18 protein-coding genes are annotated in these 21,560 nt (G+C 39.1%); 4 read left to right on the top strand and 14 right to left on the bottom strand.

Going from position 1 to position 21,560, the window contains the following annotated elements; translation table 11 throughout:
- Positions 1–89: 89 nt before the first annotated feature.
- The 3 genes from EWM59_RS17855 to EWM59_RS17845 form a co-directional block, all read right to left on the bottom strand.
- Entirely contained in the window at positions 90–1,781 is a 1,692-nt protein-coding gene (locus EWM59_RS17855) for a trypsin-like peptidase domain-containing protein (protein WP_130022617.1), read from the bottom strand.
- A 155-nt stretch (positions 1,782–1,936) separates the two neighbouring features.
- Positions 1,937–3,718 carry an ABC transporter ATP-binding protein gene (locus EWM59_RS17850; protein WP_130022616.1) on the bottom strand — a complete coding sequence of 594 codons (1,782 nt, stop codon included), beginning with the start codon at positions 3,716–3,718 and terminating at the stop codon, positions 1,937–1,939.
- A 172-nt stretch (positions 3,719–3,890) separates the two neighbouring features.
- Positions 3,891–5,189: a hypothetical protein gene (locus tag EWM59_RS17845; RefSeq protein WP_130022615.1), complete on the bottom strand. Its 1,299-nt coding sequence runs from the start codon at positions 5,187–5,189 to the stop codon at positions 3,891–3,893.
- Positions 5,190–5,623: 434 nt separating this feature from the next.
- On the opposite strand from EWM59_RS17845, the gene EWM59_RS17840 reads away from it, so the two are divergent.
- Entirely contained in the window at positions 5,624–7,495 is a 1,872-nt protein-coding gene (locus EWM59_RS17840; protein WP_130022614.1) for a sensor histidine kinase, read from the top strand.
- A gap of 11 nt (positions 7,496–7,506) precedes the next feature.
- Here EWM59_RS17840 and EWM59_RS17835 read toward each other — a convergent pair whose 3' ends face one another.
- Positions 7,507–8,154, bottom strand: coding sequence for a response regulator (locus EWM59_RS17835; RefSeq protein ID WP_130022613.1), 648 nt, complete (start codon positions 8,152–8,154; stop codon positions 7,507–7,509).
- A gap of 373 nt (positions 8,155–8,527) precedes the next feature.
- Between EWM59_RS17835 and EWM59_RS17830 the strand changes: the two genes are divergently transcribed.
- Together EWM59_RS17830 and EWM59_RS17825 are read left to right on the top strand one after the other, a co-directional pair.
- A complete protein-coding gene (locus tag EWM59_RS17830; RefSeq protein ID WP_130022612.1) occupies positions 8,528–9,286 on the top strand; it encodes a NotI family restriction endonuclease in 759 nt (252 codons plus the stop codon).
- 121 nt (positions 9,287–9,407) lie between these two features.
- Entirely contained in the window at positions 9,408–10,313 is a 906-nt protein-coding gene (locus tag EWM59_RS17825; protein ID WP_207220012.1) for a DNA adenine methylase, read from the top strand.
- Here EWM59_RS17825 and EWM59_RS17820 read toward each other — a convergent pair.
- From EWM59_RS17820 to EWM59_RS17800, 5 genes are all read right to left on the bottom strand, one after another.
- Entirely contained in the window at positions 10,306–10,875 is a 570-nt protein-coding gene (locus EWM59_RS17820; RefSeq protein ID WP_130022611.1) for a Crp/Fnr family transcriptional regulator, read from the bottom strand. The genes EWM59_RS17825 and EWM59_RS17820 overlap by 8 nt on opposite strands.
- A 7-nt stretch (positions 10,876–10,882) precedes the next feature.
- On the bottom strand, positions 10,883–11,695 hold the full coding sequence (locus tag EWM59_RS17815) for an oxidoreductase (RefSeq protein WP_130022610.1): 813 nt from the start codon (positions 11,693–11,695) through the stop codon (positions 10,883–10,885).
- A 238-nt stretch (positions 11,696–11,933) separates the two neighbouring features.
- Complete coding sequence (locus EWM59_RS17810) at positions 11,934–12,314, bottom strand: hypothetical protein (RefSeq protein WP_130022609.1); 381 nt, start codon at positions 12,312–12,314, stop codon at positions 11,934–11,936.
- 135 nt (positions 12,315–12,449) lie between these two features.
- Positions 12,450–13,067, bottom strand: coding sequence for a hypothetical protein (locus EWM59_RS17805; RefSeq protein WP_130022608.1), 618 nt, complete (start codon positions 13,065–13,067; stop codon positions 12,450–12,452).
- A gap of 68 nt (positions 13,068–13,135) precedes the next feature.
- A complete protein-coding gene (locus EWM59_RS17800) occupies positions 13,136–14,074 on the bottom strand; it encodes a sugar phosphate isomerase/epimerase family protein (protein WP_130022607.1) in 939 nt (312 codons plus the stop codon).
- 326 nt (positions 14,075–14,400) lie between these two features.
- Between EWM59_RS17800 and EWM59_RS17795 the strand changes: the two genes are divergently transcribed.
- Positions 14,401–15,726 carry an alpha-L-fucosidase gene (locus EWM59_RS17795; protein WP_130022606.1) on the top strand — a complete coding sequence of 442 codons (1,326 nt, stop codon included), beginning with the start codon at positions 14,401–14,403 and terminating at the stop codon, positions 15,724–15,726.
- Between the two features lie 181 nt (positions 15,727–15,907).
- On the opposite strand, the gene bla is transcribed toward EWM59_RS17795, so the two are convergent.
- The 5 genes from bla to EWM59_RS17770 all read right to left on the bottom strand — a co-directional run bounded on the left by bla (position 15,908) and on the right by EWM59_RS17770 (position 21,511).
- The gene (gene bla / locus EWM59_RS17790; RefSeq protein WP_130022605.1) at positions 15,908–16,666 is read right to left on the bottom strand and encodes a subclass B1 metallo-beta-lactamase; all 759 of its coding nucleotides are present in this window, start codon (positions 16,664–16,666) and stop codon (positions 15,908–15,910) included.
- A 116-nt stretch (positions 16,667–16,782) separates the two neighbouring features.
- Positions 16,783–17,169, bottom strand: a complete 387-nt coding sequence (locus EWM59_RS17785) for a contact-dependent growth inhibition system immunity protein (protein WP_130022604.1) — start codon at positions 17,167–17,169, stop codon at positions 16,783–16,785.
- A 2-nt stretch (positions 17,170–17,171) separates the two neighbouring features.
- Positions 17,172–17,627, bottom strand: a complete 456-nt coding sequence (locus tag EWM59_RS17780; protein WP_130022603.1) for a hypothetical protein — start codon at positions 17,625–17,627, stop codon at positions 17,172–17,174.
- Positions 17,628–17,849: 222 nt separating this feature from the next.
- Complete coding sequence (locus tag EWM59_RS17775) at positions 17,850–18,866, bottom strand: tetratricopeptide repeat protein (protein WP_130022602.1); 1,017 nt, start codon at positions 18,864–18,866, stop codon at positions 17,850–17,852.
- Between the two features lie 170 nt (positions 18,867–19,036).
- A complete protein-coding gene (locus EWM59_RS17770) occupies positions 19,037–21,511 on the bottom strand; it encodes a zinc-dependent metalloprotease (protein ID WP_130022601.1) in 2,475 nt (824 codons plus the stop codon).
- Positions 21,512–21,560 lie beyond the last annotated feature (49 nt).

Here is a 21,560-nt window from a genome sequence, read left to right as displayed (position 1 = left end):
AATTCTTAACTAAAAACATTTACCGTGCGGCGGCTAAATCACCAGCGTTTTAATCATTAAATCACTCATTCACTAAATCACTAAATTCTCTAAAGCACCTTCGTATTTCCCATCAATTCCATACCGTATTTAATCGGAACGGCGAAGGAGATTTGTGTACCACGGGCATCGCTTTTGCCAGCGTAGTAAATGCCTATCACACGCCCTTTATCATCGAACATCGGGCCGCCGCTGTTACCGCCACCTGTAGCGTTGATAGTGAGTTGATAGGAGTCGCCAAAGGTGCTATATAGATTGTTTTTCTCAGTTGAAGTTTTAATCAGGCGACCGATATTCCCCGGTGTAACAGTAGGCGACGGTACGCTGTTGAAATCCATATTCGGTTTGAATGGGTCGCTTGATTTACGCACTACGTATTGCTCCGGTGCTACACCCGGATAACCCATTACAGTTACGGCTTGTCCGGCTTTTATATCGTCGTAATTATCCAGAAGCTCTACGCTTGCCAGTTTGCCCGGCATCGATACTTTAATCATGGCAGCATCATGGTTGTCTGATACAGCTTCTACGGTAGCATTACGACGCAATACATTGTTGGCAAAGGTTACTTTGAGATAAGTATTACGACCTTCTACTCTTGAATTAAGCGCCCGCCCGCCCAGCATAGAAGTTTCAGAGGGCACCCAACCATACACATCTCCTGCCGAAATCATCTGATTGGTAGCTTTGCCTTGTGCATCTAACAACACTCCCGGAAAGGCATATTCAGGAAAAGAGAAGCCTGTATTCCATGAGGCGGCCACATGGCGGTTGGTGAGGATAAACCCTGCATCTGATACTACAAAGCCTGAGCCGGAAGCACCTGTCATACCGATAGGTACACCCATAGCTACATTTCTTTTGGTATTCAGATAAGGCTCAATGCGTCCTTGAGAATTTTGTATATAAGCTGCCATGTAACGCTCGCTACCATCCTGCATTTTCATTGGAATATACACGTGCCAGATTTCATCGCTAGTACTTGGGTCAAACAACTGCCAGCCAAACTCAATTTTTACCACTTTGTCCTGATTGGCCGCTACAATTTCTTCCGGCGATAAAGATTCTCCCTTCTGTTGTTTGATAGATACTGAGTTTTTTAACGAATCTAATTGTTTGCTGGCATTACCCATTTGTGCCGCCATTTCATCGTTTTTATCTTTTCCGTTTTTCCAGACAACAAAACTCACGGCACTCACCAATACCAATGCAGCGGCTAATCCTGTCCACAACATGCGTTGCGATTTTTTGCGTTCGTGAGTAATCACACGCTCAAAGGTTTGTTTACCAATGCCTGTTTTACCTGTGTTAGCAGTATTGGCTACCTCTGTCGGAATAAACTCGGCTGTTGGTTTGCTGATGTCCACCATGCGGGTTTGTGGCATAAATTCCTGCGGACGAGGGTCAAGGTCGAATACGAAAATCGGGCCGTTGTTTCCCAACTGAATTTCATCGCCGGGGTATAGTCTGGTAGAACCTTTTACCTTGATTTTGTTAACCATAATGCCATTACGGCTATTATTATCAATCAGCATAAACGAAAGCGGGTCAATTGAATCTTTCACAATTTTGCCGTGCTCACGGCTTACTACAGTATCAAGGTCAGGGTCAAACTGCACATCGCTGGTGCTGGCTCTGCCTAATGACAGCTCGTTATGTTTCTGAAAATCAAATTCTTCAATCTGGTTGGCTTTTGCACCCGCCATATGGCGAATGACAAAATTTTGTACTGTGGTGCTCATGGTCTTTGTTAGATATTAAATAATGTTATTTTAATAGATTTTTTTGATGTTTTTCCTCATCCCAACCCTTCTCCTGAAAAAGGAGAAGGGCATTTAGTTCAAGGGTCTTAAAATCTCCCGCTCCTTTTTTCAGGAGAGGGCCGGGGTGAGGTATTTTACCCCAACACAGTAGCCGCCAGGCGACCAATGTTAAGGGTTCTTGCATTAGAGTCAATAATCTGGCTATACAAGCCGCCTTCTTTATAGAGCGACTCATGGGTGCCGTGCCCTACTATCTCGCCTTCGCTCAGTACATAGATATGGTCGGCATCCATTATCTGGCTGATGTTATGAGAGATAATCAACACGGTACGGTTATTTTTTACAGCGTCAATACTTTCTTTAATCTGCTCAGTTGTAATGGCATCAAGGCTTGCCGTAGGCTCATCTAAAAAGATGATAGGCGGATTTTTGAGGAACAATCGGGCAATGGCAATGCGCTGTTGCTGTCCGCCTGAGAGTTCACGTGCCTGTGTTTCGTAGCCATTGGGCATTCTTAAAATCTGGTCGTGCAGACTGGCTTTTTTAGCGGCTTCTTCAATGGCCTCGCGGGTAGCATTCAATTCACCATAGCGGATATTCTCTTCGATAGTACCCGAGAATATATGGTTTTTCTGCATCACCAGGCCAATGTTTTCACGCACAAAGTCGGTATCATAATCGGCTAAGGGTTTGCCGTCTAATAAGATGCTTCCCTGCGTTGGGTCATAGAACCCTGCCAGAAGATTCATGGCTGAACTTTTACCTGCACCCGACAATCCTACCAAAGCAGTTGTTTTGCCATTTTTCAGTTCAAACCTTACATCTTTCAAGGCTTGTTTTCCATTAGGATACACAAAATCTACGTGCTGAAAACTGAAATTTCCCTGTAGATTGTTAGAACGAATACCTCCTTTTTTCGACAGATATTTATCATTTTCTATCATATCAAAAAAACCTTCCGAATAGGTCAATGCCTCTGTATATTCATCATAGATGCGGTGCAGATGGCGCACGGGTGAAGATACATTGTTGAACAGCATGATATGCAACAGAATGGCTCCAACGGTCATTTCTTTGTTCAATACAAAGAAGATTGTCAGTGTAAATACCATCACAACCCCCAATTGCTCGGCTATGCTTTTAAGCCCGTCAAACAAATAATTGGTGCGATGATGCTTGATTTCGTTTTCGGTCAGTTTCAGGTTAATGCCTTGCTGGCGGCCTGTTTCGTAGCGTTCTCTTACAAATGATTTCACCACAAAAATCGACTCTAATAATCCGAACAATGAGTTAGCCTTTTCTTCTCTTACATGCTGAATATTATGGCGGATACTCTTCTGCCGGAGTGTCTGCTCACGGCTGATATAAATATAGCAAGGCAGAATAATGGTAGCAACCAGACCTACCCATACATTCTTTTTATAAATCAGCATCAGCGCAAAAGCAGCGTTGGCGAGCATCGGCAGAATATCTACAAAAATATTCTTCACGGTTTTGGTCAGGCTCTCAATGCCCTTATCAATTCTTTTTTCGAGTTTTCCCGTCTGGTTCTGCGACAGTGCAAAAAAGCTCAGATGATAAGAGGTAATGCGGTTAATGGTATAATCGTATAAGTCACCTGCCATACGGAAACGGATTCGGTCGCTCAGAAATTTCTGTCCTAAAGCCACTAATAAACTCAGTATTTCTTTCCCTAATAAGATGGCCACAAGCGTACCTACTATTATATATATACGTTGTTTATCGACGGGCTTGTCAAGCATCCCTTGCACCGTGTTTACCGAGTACTCCATCACCAGTGGTGTTACCTGCGAGAGCAATGCACCAACGGTCGTCAGCACCAATGCCAGTATCAGACTACCTCGGTATTTTCTGATAAAAGGGAATAATTTTTTTAATATATGGATGGTGTTCATTGAGTATTTTTTTTTCGTAGAGACGTATTGCAATACGTCTCATGGGTCTGTCTATATCAGATTAATCATCTATTTTTTCGATACATTCCTCGTAAGTTATTTATGGAATTGGATAGACCCTTGGAGACGTATTGCAATACGTCTCTACGGAACGTCGTTTTCATTATATCCCCTACACCAATGGCCGGATAAACTCTTTCGTATTCATCTGTGCATCATTCTCATAATCATAGAATAGCTCTGTCATAGATGCGACAATATGTGGGTCATCAGTCAGGAAGGCTGTTAGTTTTGAGGCTCTGCCGCTGGTACTTGAGCCACTACCTAAAATACACACACACAAGCCTTTATAAATACCCGGTTTATTTTCTAAAGGAGCGGAGATAAACAACTGAATCGGCAAGGTTTTATTAATTTTGGTAACTTTGATACCTAATTCCTGCATTTCCTTAATCGCCTGTACCTGTTGGTCGTATAATTGACGTACCAGATATGCCTGCGGATTATCTACATCAGTCGTATTGCTTGGTACCAGAAAGCGGTTATGGTGCGGTACACTGTCTAAGTTACTCAATAAGGCATTGCTTCCGCTACGGTAGGTTTCCACCACTACATGCTCGTTGAAAACCTTGCCTAAATATTTCAGAAACGCATGAGTAGCGCCTTCACTCTGGTCATTAAGGGTTACATAATCTACCTTTGCATCGCTACCCATGTTTTGCAGATAGATAGATACTTCTTTCAGTTTATTTTCTATATCGGTGGCATCTCGTTGCAAGGCTTCTGCTTTACGGGCATAGTCAAACTGGGTAGCGTTTTTCAGTTCATGTGGTTTCAATCCGGCATGTTTCGCTACGTACTCCATTCTATAAGGTGAGATGCCTTCAATACGTGCAGTATTCGACAAAACTAATAAGTTGTTACCCTGATTTTTGGAAGATTCTATCACTTTTGAAATACCGTCTAGTAGTTCGGTAGTGCCTTCCATCAACTGTACCTTTTCGTTTACCTTGCCGCTTACATCAATCATCAGCGTGTTTAATGATTGCGTAGCCTGTACCAGCAGGCTTGTTTGGGTTTTAATGCGCTCCATGTCCTGCTGATTGGTACGCTCTTTCTGGCGGTTGATTTTCTCGGTAGATACTGCTACATACAAACCAATGAAAATACCTACAATACCACCCATCAAACCTGCGATGTCGAGCTCTCTGATATAGCGGTCAATACCCGGACTGAAATAAACGCTTGTATCATTCCATTTACCATTTACTACTGAGTAGTCTGACAGGTAGTGCATCGAATCGCTGAACACATAATGCCATTTGAAGGCCATTGAAATCAACAAGGCAATCAATGGTATCAGGAACAACAATGTAAAAATCATCGGGTGTTTTTGAATAATATCATAAAGTATTGTCCAGAATCCATCATCATCGGTAGCTTCAGTTGGGGGGGTGTGCTGGCGTTTCATAAATTTGATTGGGTATTAGTTTAATCGCTATGCTTTTTGAACGATACAAAATTAGAGCGAATACCAACGCCTGTAAATCTGCAAACGCCTACATTTTGGGGGTAGGTTTCCCTACATTTTTTTTATGTAGGGAAACCTATAGCTCAGAAGGATAATTGAAATAAATAATTATTTGGAGACATTGTACAAGGAATGAGCCGTTTGCATACTATGACTTACTACAAAGTTCTGTCTTAGGGCAATACCAGTAAATCTATAAACCTCTACATTTCACCTACAGGAAACCCTGTATTTCACTATAGAAGTAATATAGGTTTCCCTACATTTTGTGCCAAACGCTTGGAAATAATGGCTCTCTGATTGTATCTTTTGAGAGAATTACCTAACATAAAAACTCTTTTTGCTAAATCCTGTAGAATTAAACCCTTTGCCTTATGAAGAGCGTTTTTCTCTTTTTACTATTCTGCTTCACATCTCAGGTTTTATCAGCACAAACGCCTGATAAAACCCTTGATTCGCTCAGAACCGTTTTTGAAACGCTGAAAAAAGAAAAGGTTTCTATTGCAAGAGACTCATTGATGATTAGGACGCTTGGCGATATGGTTTATGAAATACCTGCAGGAGATACAGCACTATATAATGAGGCAAAACGCCATTTTCAACAGCTATTAGCAACTACCCAATGGAATAAAGCGCAGGCACATTATGCTTATATGAGTGGCACTATGCACCTGTTCGCCAACGAATTGTATTCAGCTTTTTATGAGTTAGAGCGGGCCATGCTCATGTTTAAGGAACAGAAAGACTACAGGAATTACCTTAAAGTCAACAACAAATTTATTCCGCTTATCAGTTGGAATATCATTGAAAACGAAATTCCGAGAGATGCCCAGCAACGGTATCTGCAATACATTAAAGATGCGCTGGCCTTGCCACAGGTAAAGAAAGATACAGCAGTATGGGCCAATATTCAGATTACACTGGCAGGCTACTACATTTTTGTTTTAAAAGACTACGAGGAATGTTACCGCAATGCCGGAGAAGTGATACAACTGATAGAAAAGAAAAACCGCAGGCAATGGTTTGATTATTACTATATCAGCAAATTGGGGCAAAGCCTGAGCCTGCTGAATATGGGCAAAGAAAAACAAGGCCGGGCTATGCTCGACGAGATAATTGCCGTATGCCAGCAAAACAAAAACCTTAACGAAGCGAAATATGTATTGAGCCAGATAGGTGCCTTTGCCGGACGCTATTATTTAGAAAAGAAAGACTATCAGAATGCCCTGCAACTCTCTTTACTTGGCGAGAAGAATGCCAATTTCCTGAATTTCCCTTATTATAACAATGCCCTGAACAAAACGCTCTATCAGACCTACAAAGCACTTAACCAACCCGCCAAAGCGTTTATTTATCTGGAAAAAGTAAAGGAGTATGAAGAGGAAGCAGAAGCCAAAAAACTGAATCAGAATTTTGGGGAATGGCAGGTAAAATATGAAGACGAAAAGCAGAAAAACCAGATAAAAACCCTTGAAAACGAGAATCTGAAACGTGCCAACGAACGTGATGAATGGATTAGAAACACCTTGCTTGTCAGCCTGTTGATTGGGTTGGGGCTGGTAGCTTATGTTTTCTCAAACAACAGACAGTTGAAAACCAAAAATGAAGAACTAAAAGCCAAAAACGACGAAATTTCAGGAGCCATGTTTAAGGGGCAAACACTTGAGCGCAAACGGGTAGCTTCTGAACTGCACGACAACCTGAACACCAAAATAGTAGCCTTGAAATGGCGTTTTGAAGCGTTAGATACTTCTAAATACAGCGCATACGACCAGAAAGTCTTGTCAGACTTTGTACAGGTATTAGACGATATTTACATGGATGTACGCCTGATTGCACACAACCTGCTACCTGCCGAACTCGAAACACAAGGTTTACCGGTAGCTCTGCAAAAATTACTGAACAATATCAGCAACCGACACATTCATTTTCATTTTCTGACCGAAGGCGTTACGCAAAGGCTTGAACCCCAGTTAGAACACGAACTTTACAACATTGCTTTAGAGTTGATTAACAATATTCTGAAACACGCACAAGCCACACAGGCCTGGGTAAGCCTTACACAGCAAGACGATAGAATTTCGCTGACGGTATCAGACAACGGCAAAGGGATAGATTTAGACCAGCATATAAATGGCGTTGGCTTGCGGAATGTACGCTCAAGAGTAGATAACCTGAACGGCAGGGTACAGATAACCCGACAAAGTACCCACGGCACCAATGTACAGGTAGATGTAACACTGTAAGAAAAAGGTTCTTAAATCAAACGGTACTTAATAGCATATTTAATAATACCGATGGTATTCTTTACAGCCAGTTTCTGCAGAATATTGTGGCGGTGATTTTCTACTGTACCCACACTGATAAACAATCGGTCAGCAATCTGAGACGAAGACAATTCCTGCGCAATCAGTTTTACAATCTCTAATTCCCGTAAAGTCAAAGCTTTAGGTTCCGGCTGAATTTCTTCTATCGGACCTGCATTAAACGAGACAGGTGTCAGCAATTCTTTCAATACGGCTTCACTAAAATATTTTTCGCCTTTGCTGATAGTCGTAAGTGCCCGTTCTAACTCAGCACGATTGGCTTTTTTGGTAACATAGCCTGATATACCTGCCTGAAACGCATGACGGATATTCTCGGCCTCATCGTTTACAGTCAGCATCAGAATTTTCAGATTCGGATATTGATTTCGCAATTTCAGGGTAAGGTCAATGCCTGTCAGATAGGGCATATTCATATCACTTACCAGTATATCTATTTCATGATTTTCCAGGAAATCCGGTACTTTCCGGCTGTCGTACAAGGTACCTACTACATCCATATTCGGGATAGATGAAATCAATAAAGACAGGCTATCCAATAGAATCTGGTGGTCGTCTACAATGAGGATTCTGATGGGCATTGCAGTTTCGGGTTAGAGGGCTATAATTATCAGGCCCAAAACTAATCAATTGTTAGTTGATAATCAATTGTTTAGCGGATTTGTTGAATATTTGCAAATGGCGAATGAATATAGTTTGTAAATTGAAATATTTTTTGTGTGAGAATAAGAGATTTGGGTAAATTTGCATGTCTTATACCTAAACAATACAATAATTTACTGAAATTCAACAGCCTAAAAAATAATATCTAATCTTTTGTGTAGGTATTTTTTATCAATTAGGTTAAATAGTATTTAGATTCAGGATATTATTAATAAATGATTGTTGCTAACTAACCCTCAACAATTATTATTTGAAAGGCCTAAAGATGAGTAATATATATTATTTTTAACAATGAGTTTAGACAAAAAAGATTTACATCCTTTAGGCGAAGTTTTTGGCTTTCCTATTGACAATGAAAGCGATAGAGCAATGCGGTATAGGGATAATAAGTTATGCCCATTTAATAATATCGTTTCAAACTGCACTAAAAATAGCATAGAGTTTCCTTTGGGCGTTTGTAGTCTAAAACATAAAGGAAAACAAGTAATCATTTGTCCAATACGATTCAGGGAAGACTGGATAATTATTAGCAATGCTGCAAACTTTATCTTTGGAGATAAAGCTACCTGGACACATGTAGGCGAAGTGAAATTGAAAGACAAACATGGTAAATCAGCAGGAAATATTGACTATGTTTTAGTTTCTTATGATGAAAAAGGTCAAGTTGTAGATTTTGGTTCTCTTGAAGTTCAGGCAGTATACATTTCAGGAAATTTAATGGGTCCTTTTACTACTTATTTAGAAAACCCTGTATCAGATTTTACTTGGACAAAGGCTTTTAAATATCCAAAACCTGACTATCTATCTTCGTCCAGGAAAAGACTTATTCCGCAAATAATTGCTAAAGGGTCAATCTTGAATCAATGGAATAAAAGCAAGTTGTTGCATTGCAGACAAGCTTTTATTACACCTTACCCGCACTTCCAGAGGTTGAAAAGACAGAATCAGATTTTGCCTTCTTTCTTTACGAGCTTATTCCTGACAATAAAACAAGAATACTTTCTCTTAAACTTCAGAGAATTGTTTATACAAAATTCTCAAATGCTTTAGAGCAGATTGCAAAATTTGAAGCCGGATCTATTAGCTATTTTACAGAACTATTGCAGAAGAAACTTGATGCCAAAAGAACAAGTGCTTCTGATATCTATAACCTTGAAAACATAGTTGTAGAATGAAGAACCAAATGACTATGTTCGATATTAGCGAACAAACAAATGGACAATCTATTAGCAACGTTGCATCAGTACCGCAACGCAGTCCATTCCGGTATCCAGGTGGCAAGACATGGCTAATCCCAACTGTGAGGAAATGGCTAAAACAAGAAAAAAAAATAGCAAATGAATTAATTGAACCTTTTGCAGGTGGTGGTATTGTTAGTTTAACAGCGGCATTTGAGAAATTGGCTAAACAAATTATAATGGTTGAGATGGACGAAGAAATTGCAGCAGTCTGGGAAGTTATATTTAATGGAAAAAACCAATGGTTGGCGGATAAAATTTACTCCTACGACTTGACTCATGCAAATGTAAAAGCTGAATTAGAAAACCCAAACAAAGAGCTTCAGGACATTGCATTTTGTACTATTTTAAAAAACAGGGTTTTTCATGGTGGTATTATTGCGAAAGGTTCGGGAATGATTAAGAATGGCGAGAATGGGAAGGGATTATCTTCACGTTGGTATCCGAAAACTTTGCGCGACAGAATACTTTCCATCAATTTCGTAAAAGATAAAATTAAATTTATAACTGGCGATGCATTTAATGTTTTAGAACAGAATCTAAGCAATGAAAGTGCCTATTTCTTTATTGATCCTCCATATACAATTGCAGGAAAACGACTTTATACTTATTTCGACATTAACCATGAAAAACTTTTTGAATTAACTTCAAAGCTCAAAGGAAAATTTATGTTGACCTATGATGATACACCTGAAATACGACAACTCGCAGATAAATATAACTTACAATATAGGACAATCCCAATGAAGACAACTCTTCATTTTGAGAAGAATGAACTCATTATTTCAGATAACTTCTTATGGTGGGAAAACAGTACCAGCCCAAGGTCTTTCACCTAATATTCTTTCTTATCCTACTCAATGAAGACTGTGTAATACCCAGATAGGAAGCTAAATATGAAAGCGGAATGCGGTTAGCCAGTTTAGGGAATTTTTCAAGAAAAGACAGATATCGCTCGGTGGCATCTTCAGCCATCATCGGACTAATTTTATTTACCTTATCTGCCAGCCCTTTGGCTGTTATTTTGGCAACAATGGCGTCCCATTCAATAATCGTCATCGACAGGTCTTTCATGGCACTTTTAGATAGTACCAGATAGGTACAAGGTGTTATGGCTTGTATATATTCAGTAGAAGGAATTTCCTGATTATAGCTATTAATATCTGCCACAAAATTGTTTTCATCTATAAAGTACTTCGTAATCTCATCGCCTTTGTTGTTATAATAACAAACCCGCATAATTCCCTCTGTCAGAAAAATCACCTCACGAGGTATTCTTCCCGCTTCATGAAAATATTCGTCTTTTTTGAGTTCCTTTACCACAGCCTTGCTTTTAATTAAATCAATCTGCTGTTGGTTCAGATGGGCGAATTGTAATAAATAGTTAATCAGTATTTCCATAAAATGATTATTTCATCTGACTCATAATGAGCCTGTCAAATAATTTATCTGATAAAATTTTTCTGAGAAACAATATCAGTTTTGCGCCTGCAGCACCTGCATATCTTGTTTTCGGATGCGTGGCTTCAATTCCTTGTTTAATCAATTTAGCAATCACAATCGGGTCGGCAGCATCCTTTTGCATAGTTGCATACATTTTACTCACTCCCTTTGCCAAAGAACTGTAAACGGTATTGCCTGAAACCCCTGTCATATATTCGTCGCCTAAAGCTGTCATTTCTGATTTTGTACCGCCCGGTTCAATTACAATTACGTCCACACCGAATGGCTTTACTTCTTTCCGAAGGGCATCACTTAAACCCTCAATGGCAAATTTACTGGCATGATACCACGCCCCCATTGGCAAGGTTACCTTACCGCCAACCGATGAAATATTGACGATTTTCCCATAGTTATTCTTTCGCATAGTCGGTAACACCAGTTGTATCAGTCGGGCCACGCCAAAAACGTTTACTTCTATCTGGTATTTTGCGTCAGCCATCGGCATATCTTCCAAAGCGCCATAATAGCCTGACCCGGCATTATTAATGAGAATATCTATACTTCCTGCTTCTTTCAGCATCTGTTCAACACACGCTACCATGCTTTCTTCTTTGGTAACATCTAAAGCAATCGGATGAATGCCGTATGTTTTTAGGTCTTGCATTTTTTCTACTCTGCGAGCCGCACCATATACATTGTATCCATTCTGTGCCAGATATATAGCAGTTGCTTTACCGATTCCTGACGATGCGCCTGTAACTAAAACTGTCTTTCCCATATTTTTAATTTTTTGAATTAACTAATTATGGGACAAAGGTGCTACATTAAAAAATAAAACTTTTTGCCAAATGGCAAAAAGTGAGGTTTGGGGAGTTAGAATCTTTGTTTGGCTTACGCACGAGGAAACATAAAATATGTATGACGATTTTTCAAATCGTCGCTACGTAAATCGTCAAAATTCAGAAGGATTTTATCGTTATTGTTGAAATGTAGTTGCAGATAAATTAGTCCAAAACTTACTCTTTCACCCGAATCCCTTCCACAGTATAGGCTTCCAGTAAGTTTCCTGCCACGTGTTCATCGTCTTTTCTGGTTAGAAGCAACACCGCATCTACATCATTTGCATTGTAATAAATGGTTATTTCGTTGTCTTTTACTTCCACTTTTGAAATTTTGGCGATTTCTTTTCCGGTTGCGTCATCTTTCACAACGCCCGATAAGCCATTATCTTTTTTCTCAAGAATGATTAACCGCTTTAAATCTCCCAAGGGTGTTCCGGGTATGGCTATTTTCCATTTTCCCTCAAAATAATCAACTCCTTTTTTTGTCTGGGCATTAACCTGTAGCGAGAGCAGGAGTAACATTAGTCCTGCAAAGAATGTATTTAGTTTTTTCATATAGGTTTGAGTTTTAGATTCTGTCAGAATAAGTATGTTTCAGGAAAGTCTTTGATTGGCTTTTATGTATAAATGTCATCTACTTCTGAAACAGATAATAGTATTTTTTTTGTATGACAAGTCGAACTAAGAACATTAATCCGGGTATAATATTTTTCTTATATTTTCATTACCAATCGAATCAACAGATGTTATGTTATAAAATAAAACACTGTCTTTTTTGAGTCTATTTTCTTCAATTACCCAAAAGTTAAATACAATATCCCTATTTGTTGATTTTTGTTTAATTTTTATGCTATTCATCCCAGTTTTATTTACAGGCACATAATATAAACTGACACGTCCTGTTACTTCCTTAGTAATGATATGATAATTTTTGTAAAATAGGCGGTAAATATCATCATTATTATATATGCTGATTTTTAGTTTTTGACTAATTGAAATAGTATCGTCTGAAAAAGAAATAAAGGTGTTTTTAGCATATTTTTCCGGAAATGCCAAAAATGATTTCAAATACAGTTGGTCAGTATGATAGTAATAAGCCTTCATGCTATCATTTAAACTTTTATAGTGGTAGTCAATGAAATTGTATTTAGGCAGAATCAAACCATCTTTATTCTTTTCAAAAACATTATAGGTAGGTCCACGCCCAGGCAAAGATGCATCAAGTATCAAGTTATTATTATCTTGAGTATTACATGAAGATATGCATAAAGCAATTGCTAAGTATAGAACAGTAATTATGTTTTTCATTTTTTCTGATGGTTAAATAACCATTCATCGGCTGTTGGGGTACACATTGTGAGTCCAGACATTTATTCTCACAAATACCGCTCAAGCAAGGCAATTGTTTTACGTACGCCCTCTTCTTCATCGCCTTTAACTCCTTCAAACTCTATCCCGATATACCCTTTAAAGCCTGATTTTTTTACGATGTCTATTAATCTTTTGTAGTCCATGATGGGTTGTTCTCCTTTAGCATCAAAGTCATAGGTTTTTGCGCTCACGCCTTTGGCAAATGGCAGTAATTCACCCAAACCTTTATAGCGGTCATATTCCTCCTGACAACCTTCTTGTGTGGTTCCCCACGGATGTGAAATACAGAAATTACCAAAATCAGGAAGCGTACCTACATTCGGTTTATTTACCTGCTTCATTACTTCAGCCACCCAGAAACCCTTTGATGAATCACTCCCATGATTTTCAACAACCACATTTATATTCATCGTGCTGGCAAATTCTCCCAATCTTGCAAGCGAATCTATGGAGGCCGTCTTTTTGGCATTCGTCTCTCCGTCTCCATGCAGGTTCACACGCACGGTCAGGCAACCTAAAAATCTGGCGGCTTCTATCCATTTCTTATGGTTGTCCACAGCCTGCAATCTTTCTTTATCATTGGGCAATGCCAACGACCCTTCTTCATCAACCATAATCAGGTGATTAAATACGCCAGCATCTTTGCTTCGCTTCAACACTTCATTCAGGTAATTCTGGTTTTTTGCAGCTTCTTTAAAATTCATGGTTTTACCACCAAAGAATCCATTTACATACTCTACGGCATCAATACCAAATTCATTTTTGGCTTTGGCAGCAAAATCCAGATGATCCAGTTTGCCTGACTGAAGCATTCTGTGGAACGACCATTGAGCCAGCGATAATTTTAACCCTGCCTCTCTGGCTGCGGCAAACACGGGGATATTCATTACCAATGCACCTGTACTTAATAAAGCCTGCTTCATAAAAAGTCTTCGTGTTGACATATAAACTTATTGAGTTAAAGTATTATGGATTGCAATATAAGTTAATATTGCAAAGTCTTAAAACAGGTTCGTGTAAACTTATTTCTGGATTATATGTGTCCATAACTTTTGTTCTCTCAGTCTCCCATTCACTGAGGAAAGAATTAATCAATGAGACGCTGAGGGCAAGGGGCTTAACCATTAGGAAAGTGATTTTTCCTGAAATAGATTTTCGCAAAACATTTCCTCCCATAAAAATACTATTAAACAAATGCAAATTCACTAATTTTGACCCTACAAAAAATAGCCGATACCCATCGGTCAACACACTCTACTACAAAACACTCATGAGAAAAATCCTCTTTTTATGCTTGCTTGCAGGCATTTCAATGGCTCAAACCCCTAAGCCTTATGGTGCCACACCCTCTGCTGACCAACTCAAATGGCATAAGATGGAATACTATGCTTTTGTGCATTTCGGGCCGAATTCCTTTACTGATAAAGAATGGGGCGATGGTACAGAAAAGGAAGAAGTATTTAATCCCACACAATTAGATTGCCGTCAATGGGCAAGGGTTGCCAAAGCTGCAGGCATGAAAGGCATTATTATTACCGCCAAACACCACGATGGTTTTGCGCTCTATCCAAGCAAATATTCAACCCATACCGTAAGAGAATCGAAATGGAAAGATGGGAAGGGCGATGTACTGAAAGAATTATCAGCCGCATGTAAAGAATATGGGCTAAAAATGGGCATCTATATCTCTCCGTGGGACAGAAACCACCCTACCTACGGCACACTAGAATACAATCAGGTATATGTAAATATGCTGAAAGAAATCACTACCCAATACGGCGATTTATTTGAAGTATGGTTTGACGGTGCCAATGGCGAAGGCCCTAATGGCAAAAAACAGGTATATGATTTTCCGTTGTTTAATAAAACCGTGAAAACCTACCAACCACATGCCCTTATTTTCAGTGATGCAGGCCCTGATATTCGTTGGGTGGGTAATGAAAGAGGATTTGCCGGAGAAACTTGCTGGAGTACTATTAACGGGGCACAGTTGTTTCCTGCCTATGATAAACCCAAACACCTGAATGTAGGCGATGCGAATGGCACCCACTGGATTCCGGCAGAATGTGATGTGTCTATTCGTCCGGGCTGGTTTTATCACAAAAACGAGGACGACAAAGTAAAAACGCCTGAAGCATTGATGGACATCTGGAATAAATCAGTGGGCAGAGGGGCTAATTTATTATTGAATCTTCCGGTAGATGGTCGTGGACTGGTACATGAAAACGACGAAAAATCGTTGGTGGAATTCAAGAAAATGCGTGATGAATATTTTAAGAAAAATCTTTTAACCAAGGGTACTTTCACGAAAACTGTGGGCGAAAACAGTGTGGATATTAAAATGAACAAAGCACACAATTTTAATTGTCTGGTGGTGCAGGAAGATATTCGTTACGGGCAAAGAGTAAGTGATTTTGCAGTACAGGTAAAAGAAAACAATGAGTGGAAAACTGTTGCCACAGCTACTACCATCGGCAACAAACGCATTGTGTATTTCCCGAGAACAAATAGCAAGGAAGTGCGTGTAGCTATTCAAGGCACATTAGCCAAACCTTTGATTGCGAATGTAGAATTGTATGATACGCCTGCGAATTGAGGTAGTTGTTTTCATTTGTATAACGATTTTTTAAATCGTTGTTTAGCCCATGCAACGTGTAATTTCTGATTACCGATGTGCGAAGCGAAACGATTAATAAATCGTTATACAAACAATTTTTTCTTCCGGTGGAATGTTAAAGAATATTCACATAAAGGCTGTAGTAGGTACAAAATTTCCTCTACCTGGTCTTGAATAAATTAATAGTAAAATCCAATAATTTTCCACTTCCATAGTTTCCATGTCCCGGAACAACAATTTTTACATCGGGGTAGGCCTTTTTAACTTTTCCAACTGTATTAGACCATTCTGCCACATTTGCATCGCCCAAATAACCTTTTCCGGCCTCTAATTCTTTAATTAAACAACCACCAAATAGAATATGGTCGCCCGGAAAATACCCTACTACATTATCTTTGGTATGCCCTTCTCCGAAAAACTTAGCAGTAATATATTCTTCGCCTACTTTCAGTTTAAGTGAATCCTTAAAACTGTTTCCGGGAACGGTATATTTATTCTGCGTGGCCAGTTCTATGGTTGTAAAATTAGCAAAAGATGGAATCGAATGTTCGTGAAACGCTTTCAGCCCGCCCAAACAATCATCGTGAAAATGGGTGGGAATAATGGCATTTATCTGACAATGAAGTGAGTCCTGAACCCATTTGATTAACTCTTCTGAGCTTTTATCGTTAGTAGGTGTGTCAAAAATAATGGTTTCATTCCCATTTCTCACCACAAGGCCATTACAAGGCACGTATCCAAAATCGTTGGTTTGTTTAAATGAGGTATGCTGAAAGGAGTTTTCGGCAATCTGGTTAATCACTAAGCCCTTTGATTTGTAAACCTCACCGGGTTTAAATACTTGTTGTTTTTGAGGCGTGCAATTTAAAATTGTGAGAGCAACTGCAATCAGTAATAGCGTTTTTGCAAGGATTTTCATGCTGGATTTATTGATTTTAAGCGTTTATGGAAAGTACGTCAAAGTATTATCAAAATTAATAAATTTATAGGCCTGCAATAGGTTTTTGTAAATCTATTTCAGAGGAAAACTTAATTTCAGAAATTATCAGCTAAAGATTGAAGCATAGCTTTTATTTCATCAGTAGTCTCAATCTTATTCATATCAAAATCCTGTTGTATAATTTCTTTAAGCCTTAAATAAAGGTCATTATTCTTTGTCCAGAAAACTTTATCAATTGATAAAACATTTTGCAACAAGTCTCCTTCATAAAAATCTCCTTCTGCAAAAATATTCTCTTGCAAAACCTGAATAGCCATTGGTACTAAGTATGCCAAACCTGTTTTTTGACCAATCATGAATCGCAAGTCTTTCAATTTCTTTATTAGTAAGGCATTATGATTCTGTACTAAGGGCGTAGGTTCACTAGTAGCAAGCTTCAGGGAATTATCCAATTCAAATAATGACTGGTAGTTATTTTCCATGCTTACTCAGGTGAAATAACCTTAATTTTATCATACCAAAAAACTTGGGCTTCTTCAGGTATTTCTTTAGTAAAACGATTGCGTGGTATTCCTTTTTCTTTAGAAAATCTTCCGGTGACTTTAATGGTAAGAGGAAGATGCTCGCCATCCCATATAGTATTCGCATCAATTAAATCTTTACTTATCGGCTCTACATAGAACTTTCCAACACCTTCTAAAAATGCTATATCCTTAAATTTTGTTTCAAACCATTGTGGACAACCACATGCTATGGCAGCATAAGAAACAGTTATGGTGTTTTCTTTCTCAGACAATCCACTTCTTAAAGAGTCAATAATCTTTACTGTGTCTTTTCTTGCTATGGCTAATGTATCTTTATTTTGAACATAACTGGGCTTATCTGTACCACCACAAGCAATTACAAAATTGACTATTGATATAATCAGAAGAGCTTTCATTATGGTTGTTTTATATGTAGTAATTTCTGCAATAGATTTGTGTAAATCTATTGCAGAGGAAGTTTATTTAATTAAAATCCTACACTCTTTCAAATCTGTAAACTGATAACTATGACTCTTTCATAAGGTATTTCGTGTTTTTCGATTTCTTATTTCATGGGGGAGGTTATTTATTAATTAGAATATTGTTTATCTGTTGCTTAACAACCAACAATCTATCTTTTATCTATTCCTTATTTCTTTTAGTTTACGGTTTGCATCTTTGTAATTAGACTTACTCAGCCAATAAACCGCTTTATTATATTGTTTTAAAGTTGCATAAATTTCACCCATTCTGAACCTTGCCTCTCCAATATCATTAGAATAATCATCCACTAATTGATACATACTAATAGCTTTCTGATATGCTTTTTTTTCAACGTAAATAGCCCCCAAACGAAATAATGAAGAATTTTTAGTATGGTTGTATTTTTCCGATAAGAGATAGGCTTTATCAAAATAGTAAATTGCTTTATCTAAGTCTCGTTCAACTTCTTTTCCCTCATAATAAAAATAACCTAAACTCCAGGCCGCCTTTCCCCAGCCAGTTTCCAAGGATTTAGAAAAGCAATCAAGCGCCTTACTAATATCTTTTTTTAACCACTTTCCCTTACTATATAGTGCTCCTAATTGATAAAGGGCCTCACTATGTTTATTATCGGCGGCCATATTCAACCATTTAATACCTTCTAAGGAGTCTCCTCTTAATAGTAACCCTGTTGAATACATTAATTGGGCATCTAAAATGTTTTTCTCCGCGGCTTTTCTGATGATTCCTATTCGTTTTTCTTCCTTAAATATAAGTGAGCCCTCTGGTGCAAGATTTCCAGTTGAAGTATAATCAGGGTTGTGAGAAATAGCAACATATTGAGTTCTAATGGAGTCTTCATCCGAAGGGTTTTTAGTCAATAGCCAATCATGGTTATTAGCTTTTCCAAGCCAATTCTTTGCTTGTACGACTCCTTCATCATATCTCTTTCCATTTAAGTCAATTATCTTAATTCCTATAAGCTTCGTCATTAAATATTGTGCTTCTGCATCGCCATTTTCTGCATATTCCATGACCAATTTTTCAGCCTCTTTCCAATTGTCTTTTTCAAGCAGTTTGTGAGCCCGCAACATGGTTTCTTTTTTTGTTTTCTGCGTTAATGCCGGAAAACAAAGCAATAAAAGGATAATGAGTAATGATATTTTTAGCATGATTGAAGTTTCTTTTTTAGTCTAAAAAATTTCACAATTATACCCGAAAATTTTCAATCTCAATTAGGTCAATTAAAATTTCTTATACTCCCTAAATAAATAGTTCTGCAATAGATTTATTAAATCTATTGCAGAATTAAAATTCCCCTTTAGGGGTTAGGGGCGGTTTCTCACTTCCACTCACAATCCTCATTCAACCACTCATAGCCCGGGTCGATTGGGGCACCATCAGGGGCAGCTAAAGCATTAGTCGGGATAGTAATATCAGGGTTTTCTTCAAATTGTTTGATTTTCAATAATGCCAGACGAGCAAAGCCTGCACCGTCAACGGTATTGCTTTTCAGCCAATCCTGTATATCGTCAATAGCACCATAAGCATTGGCACGGGCTTCCATAGCGGCATCTTTGTTATTTGCCAGACTCATCAACTGGTCTAAAAACAACATGGCTACCATCCGGTCTATTTGTGCATAATAACTGTTATTTTTAAACATTTCCGGCTTTTTCCACAATTTTTGCACCATCAGGCTTGAAATTTCTGCCAGAGTCGGCAAATCAGGTTTCATCACTTTCTGGCTCACTAATCTGGCACTACGTTCAGGGTTCAGCATCAGTCGTAGCGTAAAAGCTGCCGATGCTTCTGCCGGAGCCAATGGGTCAAATCCCAAACCTGTATGACGTTTAAAAACTTCTCTTGGATTAGCCTGGTAACGGAATGCCCTTGGCGGAATCATTTTCAGAATATGGTCTGGCACGGCTAAAAACTCCGGTGTGAGGGTTTGCATTAACGCATTGAAGGCTTCACGCTGTTTAGCGGCAGGTACAGGGTCATAAATAACCTGTCCGTCACCACGCAAGGCAAAATTATAATCGGCACCACCTAATACCTTAGCCGCCGATTCGGTCTGATAGCGGTGAAACATATATATCGGCACCAATACTTCTTCTACAGATGACATAGGTGTATTAACTCTGATTTTGTTGTCAGTAAACTCTCTCAAAGCAATTTTACGCAGTTCTGTTACTCTTTTTAATTCTGTAACAGCATCGCCGCCATTGTCCCACAAGTGCGCCGACGGACTCACCGAGCCTTCAGGACGGGCATCCTGGTCGGTTAAAAAGCGTAATCCTTTTCTAAGTGTATTCTGTACAATTTTCTCTAACTCTGCTTTCTCGTTTACATGATCAGGGAAATCCTGATAACCCCAGATAATAGAGGCTTTATCGTACTCACCAATGCCCATTGCGTACGCACGGGAAAGGTCGAACTTACCATTGGCATAGCTGATAAGCGGATGCGGATAGTCCATTACTGAAGCACGGCCATTAATACTTGAAATATAGTTATGCGGCAACCCCAGCGTATGTCCGATTTCATGAGCAGATAGCTGTTTCAATCTGTCTAAGGCCATTTGGTTGATTTCACCGACTTTTGAAGTATCAGTTTCATAATTGCCGATGAAACCCTGCGCAATCAGGAAGTCCTGACGAACACGCAATGACCCCAAAGTTACTTTACCTTTTAGTATTTCTCCGGTACGAGGGTCTATAATACTGGCGCCATAAGACCAGCCACGTGTACTGCGATGCACCCATTGAATAAGGTTGTAGCGAACATCCATTGGGTCGGCATCAGCTGGGAGTAGTTTTACCTGAAAAGCATCTTTGTATCCGGCCGCTTCATAAGCCTGATTCCACCAGGCACCACCCTCCATCAATGCCGAGCGTATGGGTTCAGGCGCACCCGGATCCATGTAATAGATAATCGGTTTTACAGGTTCGCTCAGAATGGAAGTCGGGTCTTTCTTTTGTAGCCGATGGCGAGAGATATATCGTTTCATGATAGGCTCGCTAATAGGCGTGGCATAATCAAAGTATTCTATGCCGCCATACCCAATGCGTGGATCAAACTCTCTGGGAGTAAAAGCTTTTGTTTTTCTGTCGGCTTCTATGTCAGGCAACTCCACAAATGAGTGGTGCTGGTGCATGGTTACGATGTTAGCAATAGGTACTACCTCACGCAGATAGCCTCCCGGATTATCGCCTGTTAAAGTAATGATTACTTCAAACTCAGAGTTCTTAGGAAAGTTTTTGGTATTAGGAAGGTATAATGCCGAGCGGGAAGCATCTAAACGAAAAGCCCCTTGTCGGGTTCGGGCAATATCCTGTATAGCTCCTACGGCATCCTGAATCAGAAAAGGCGTCAAATCCACTAATACTCTGCCATAGGTTTCAGCCTTTACTTCAAAACCAAAATGAACTGATTTGGCAAACGATTGCTCTACGGCTCTGCGTTCCAGAGGGTCTTCAGAAATGGCTCTGTACGAATAGTTCGGCTCAATCATCAAAACCTTATTGCCGCTTCTTTGAAACTTCACTACATGTTCTTGCCCCAAACGCCCACGGTCTAAACCAATGTCGTTTGAGCCTACACCCTGCGCCAATGAGGGATAATACAATAGTTCGGTATCGAACTTGTCGATTTCAAGATAGACCTTGCCATCTTTATCGTTCCAGTAAAAATTCAAAAAGCCTTCGTTCTTATACATTCCGATAGTAAAGGCATCGATAGATTTGATGTCTTGTGCCAGTGAATAAGCACTGATAATAACAAAGGTTAGTGTTTGGATGAAGCGTTTTTTCATGAAAGATATTGTTTGTTTTTTGGTTATTTGTAGGGTTGGTTTTTATTTT

Source organism: Emticicia agri (assembly GCF_004168285.1).
Lineage (GTDB): Bacteria > Bacteroidota > Bacteroidia > Cytophagales > Spirosomataceae > Emticicia > Emticicia agri.
This window is presented reverse-complemented; position numbering and strand designations above follow the sequence as displayed.

What these genes read in the sequence shown, in the direction of transcription:
- EWM59_RS17805 (WP_130022608.1), bottom strand. Translation starts at nt 13,067, where the DNA reads ATGAAAAACATAATTACTGTTCTATACTTAGCAATTGCTTTATGCATA.
- EWM59_RS17840 (WP_130022614.1), top strand. Translation starts at nt 5,624, where the DNA reads ATGAAGAGCGTTTTTCTCTTTTTACTATTCTGCTTCACATCTCAGGTT.
- EWM59_RS17795 (WP_130022606.1), top strand. Translation starts at nt 14,401, where the DNA reads ATGAGAAAAATCCTCTTTTTATGCTTGCTTGCAGGCATTTCAATGGCT.
- bla (WP_130022605.1), bottom strand. Translation starts at nt 16,666, where the DNA reads ATGAAAATCCTTGCAAAAACGCTATTACTGATTGCAGTTGCTCTCACA.
- EWM59_RS17835 (WP_130022613.1), bottom strand. Translation starts at nt 8,154, where the DNA reads ATGCCCATCAGAATCCTCATTGTAGACGACCACCAGATTCTATTGGAT.
- EWM59_RS17815 (WP_130022610.1), bottom strand. Translation starts at nt 11,695, where the DNA reads ATGGGAAAGACAGTTTTAGTTACAGGCGCATCGTCAGGAATCGGTAAA.
- EWM59_RS17850 (WP_130022616.1), bottom strand. Translation starts at nt 3,718, where the DNA reads ATGAACACCATCCATATATTAAAAAAATTATTCCCTTTTATCAGAAAA.
- EWM59_RS17820 (WP_130022611.1), bottom strand. Translation starts at nt 10,875, where the DNA reads ATGGAAATACTGATTAACTATTTATTACAATTCGCCCATCTGAACCAA.
- EWM59_RS17780 (WP_130022603.1), bottom strand. Translation starts at nt 17,627, where the DNA reads ATGAAAGCTCTTCTGATTATATCAATAGTCAATTTTGTAATTGCTTGT.
- EWM59_RS17775 (WP_130022602.1), bottom strand. Translation starts at nt 18,866, where the DNA reads ATGCTAAAAATATCATTACTCATTATCCTTTTATTGCTTTGTTTTCCG.
- EWM59_RS17810 (WP_130022609.1), bottom strand. Translation starts at nt 12,314, where the DNA reads ATGAAAAAACTAAATACATTCTTTGCAGGACTAATGTTACTCCTGCTC.
- EWM59_RS17770 (WP_130022601.1), bottom strand. Translation starts at nt 21,511, where the DNA reads ATGAAAAAACGCTTCATCCAAACACTAACCTTTGTTATTATCAGTGCT.
- EWM59_RS17825 (WP_207220012.1), top strand. Translation starts at nt 9,408, where the DNA reads ATGAAGAACCAAATGACTATGTTCGATATTAGCGAACAAACAAATGGA.
- EWM59_RS17855 (WP_130022617.1), bottom strand. Translation starts at nt 1,781, where the DNA reads ATGAGCACCACAGTACAAAATTTTGTCATTCGCCATATGGCGGGTGCA.
- EWM59_RS17800 (WP_130022607.1), bottom strand. Translation starts at nt 14,074, where the DNA reads ATGTCAACACGAAGACTTTTTATGAAGCAGGCTTTATTAAGTACAGGT.
- EWM59_RS17785 (WP_130022604.1), bottom strand. Translation starts at nt 17,169, where the DNA reads ATGGAAAATAACTACCAGTCATTATTTGAATTGGATAATTCCCTGAAG.
- EWM59_RS17845 (WP_130022615.1), bottom strand. Translation starts at nt 5,189, where the DNA reads ATGAAACGCCAGCACACCCCCCCAACTGAAGCTACCGATGATGATGGA.
- EWM59_RS17830 (WP_130022612.1), top strand. Translation starts at nt 8,528, where the DNA reads ATGAGTTTAGACAAAAAAGATTTACATCCTTTAGGCGAAGTTTTTGGC.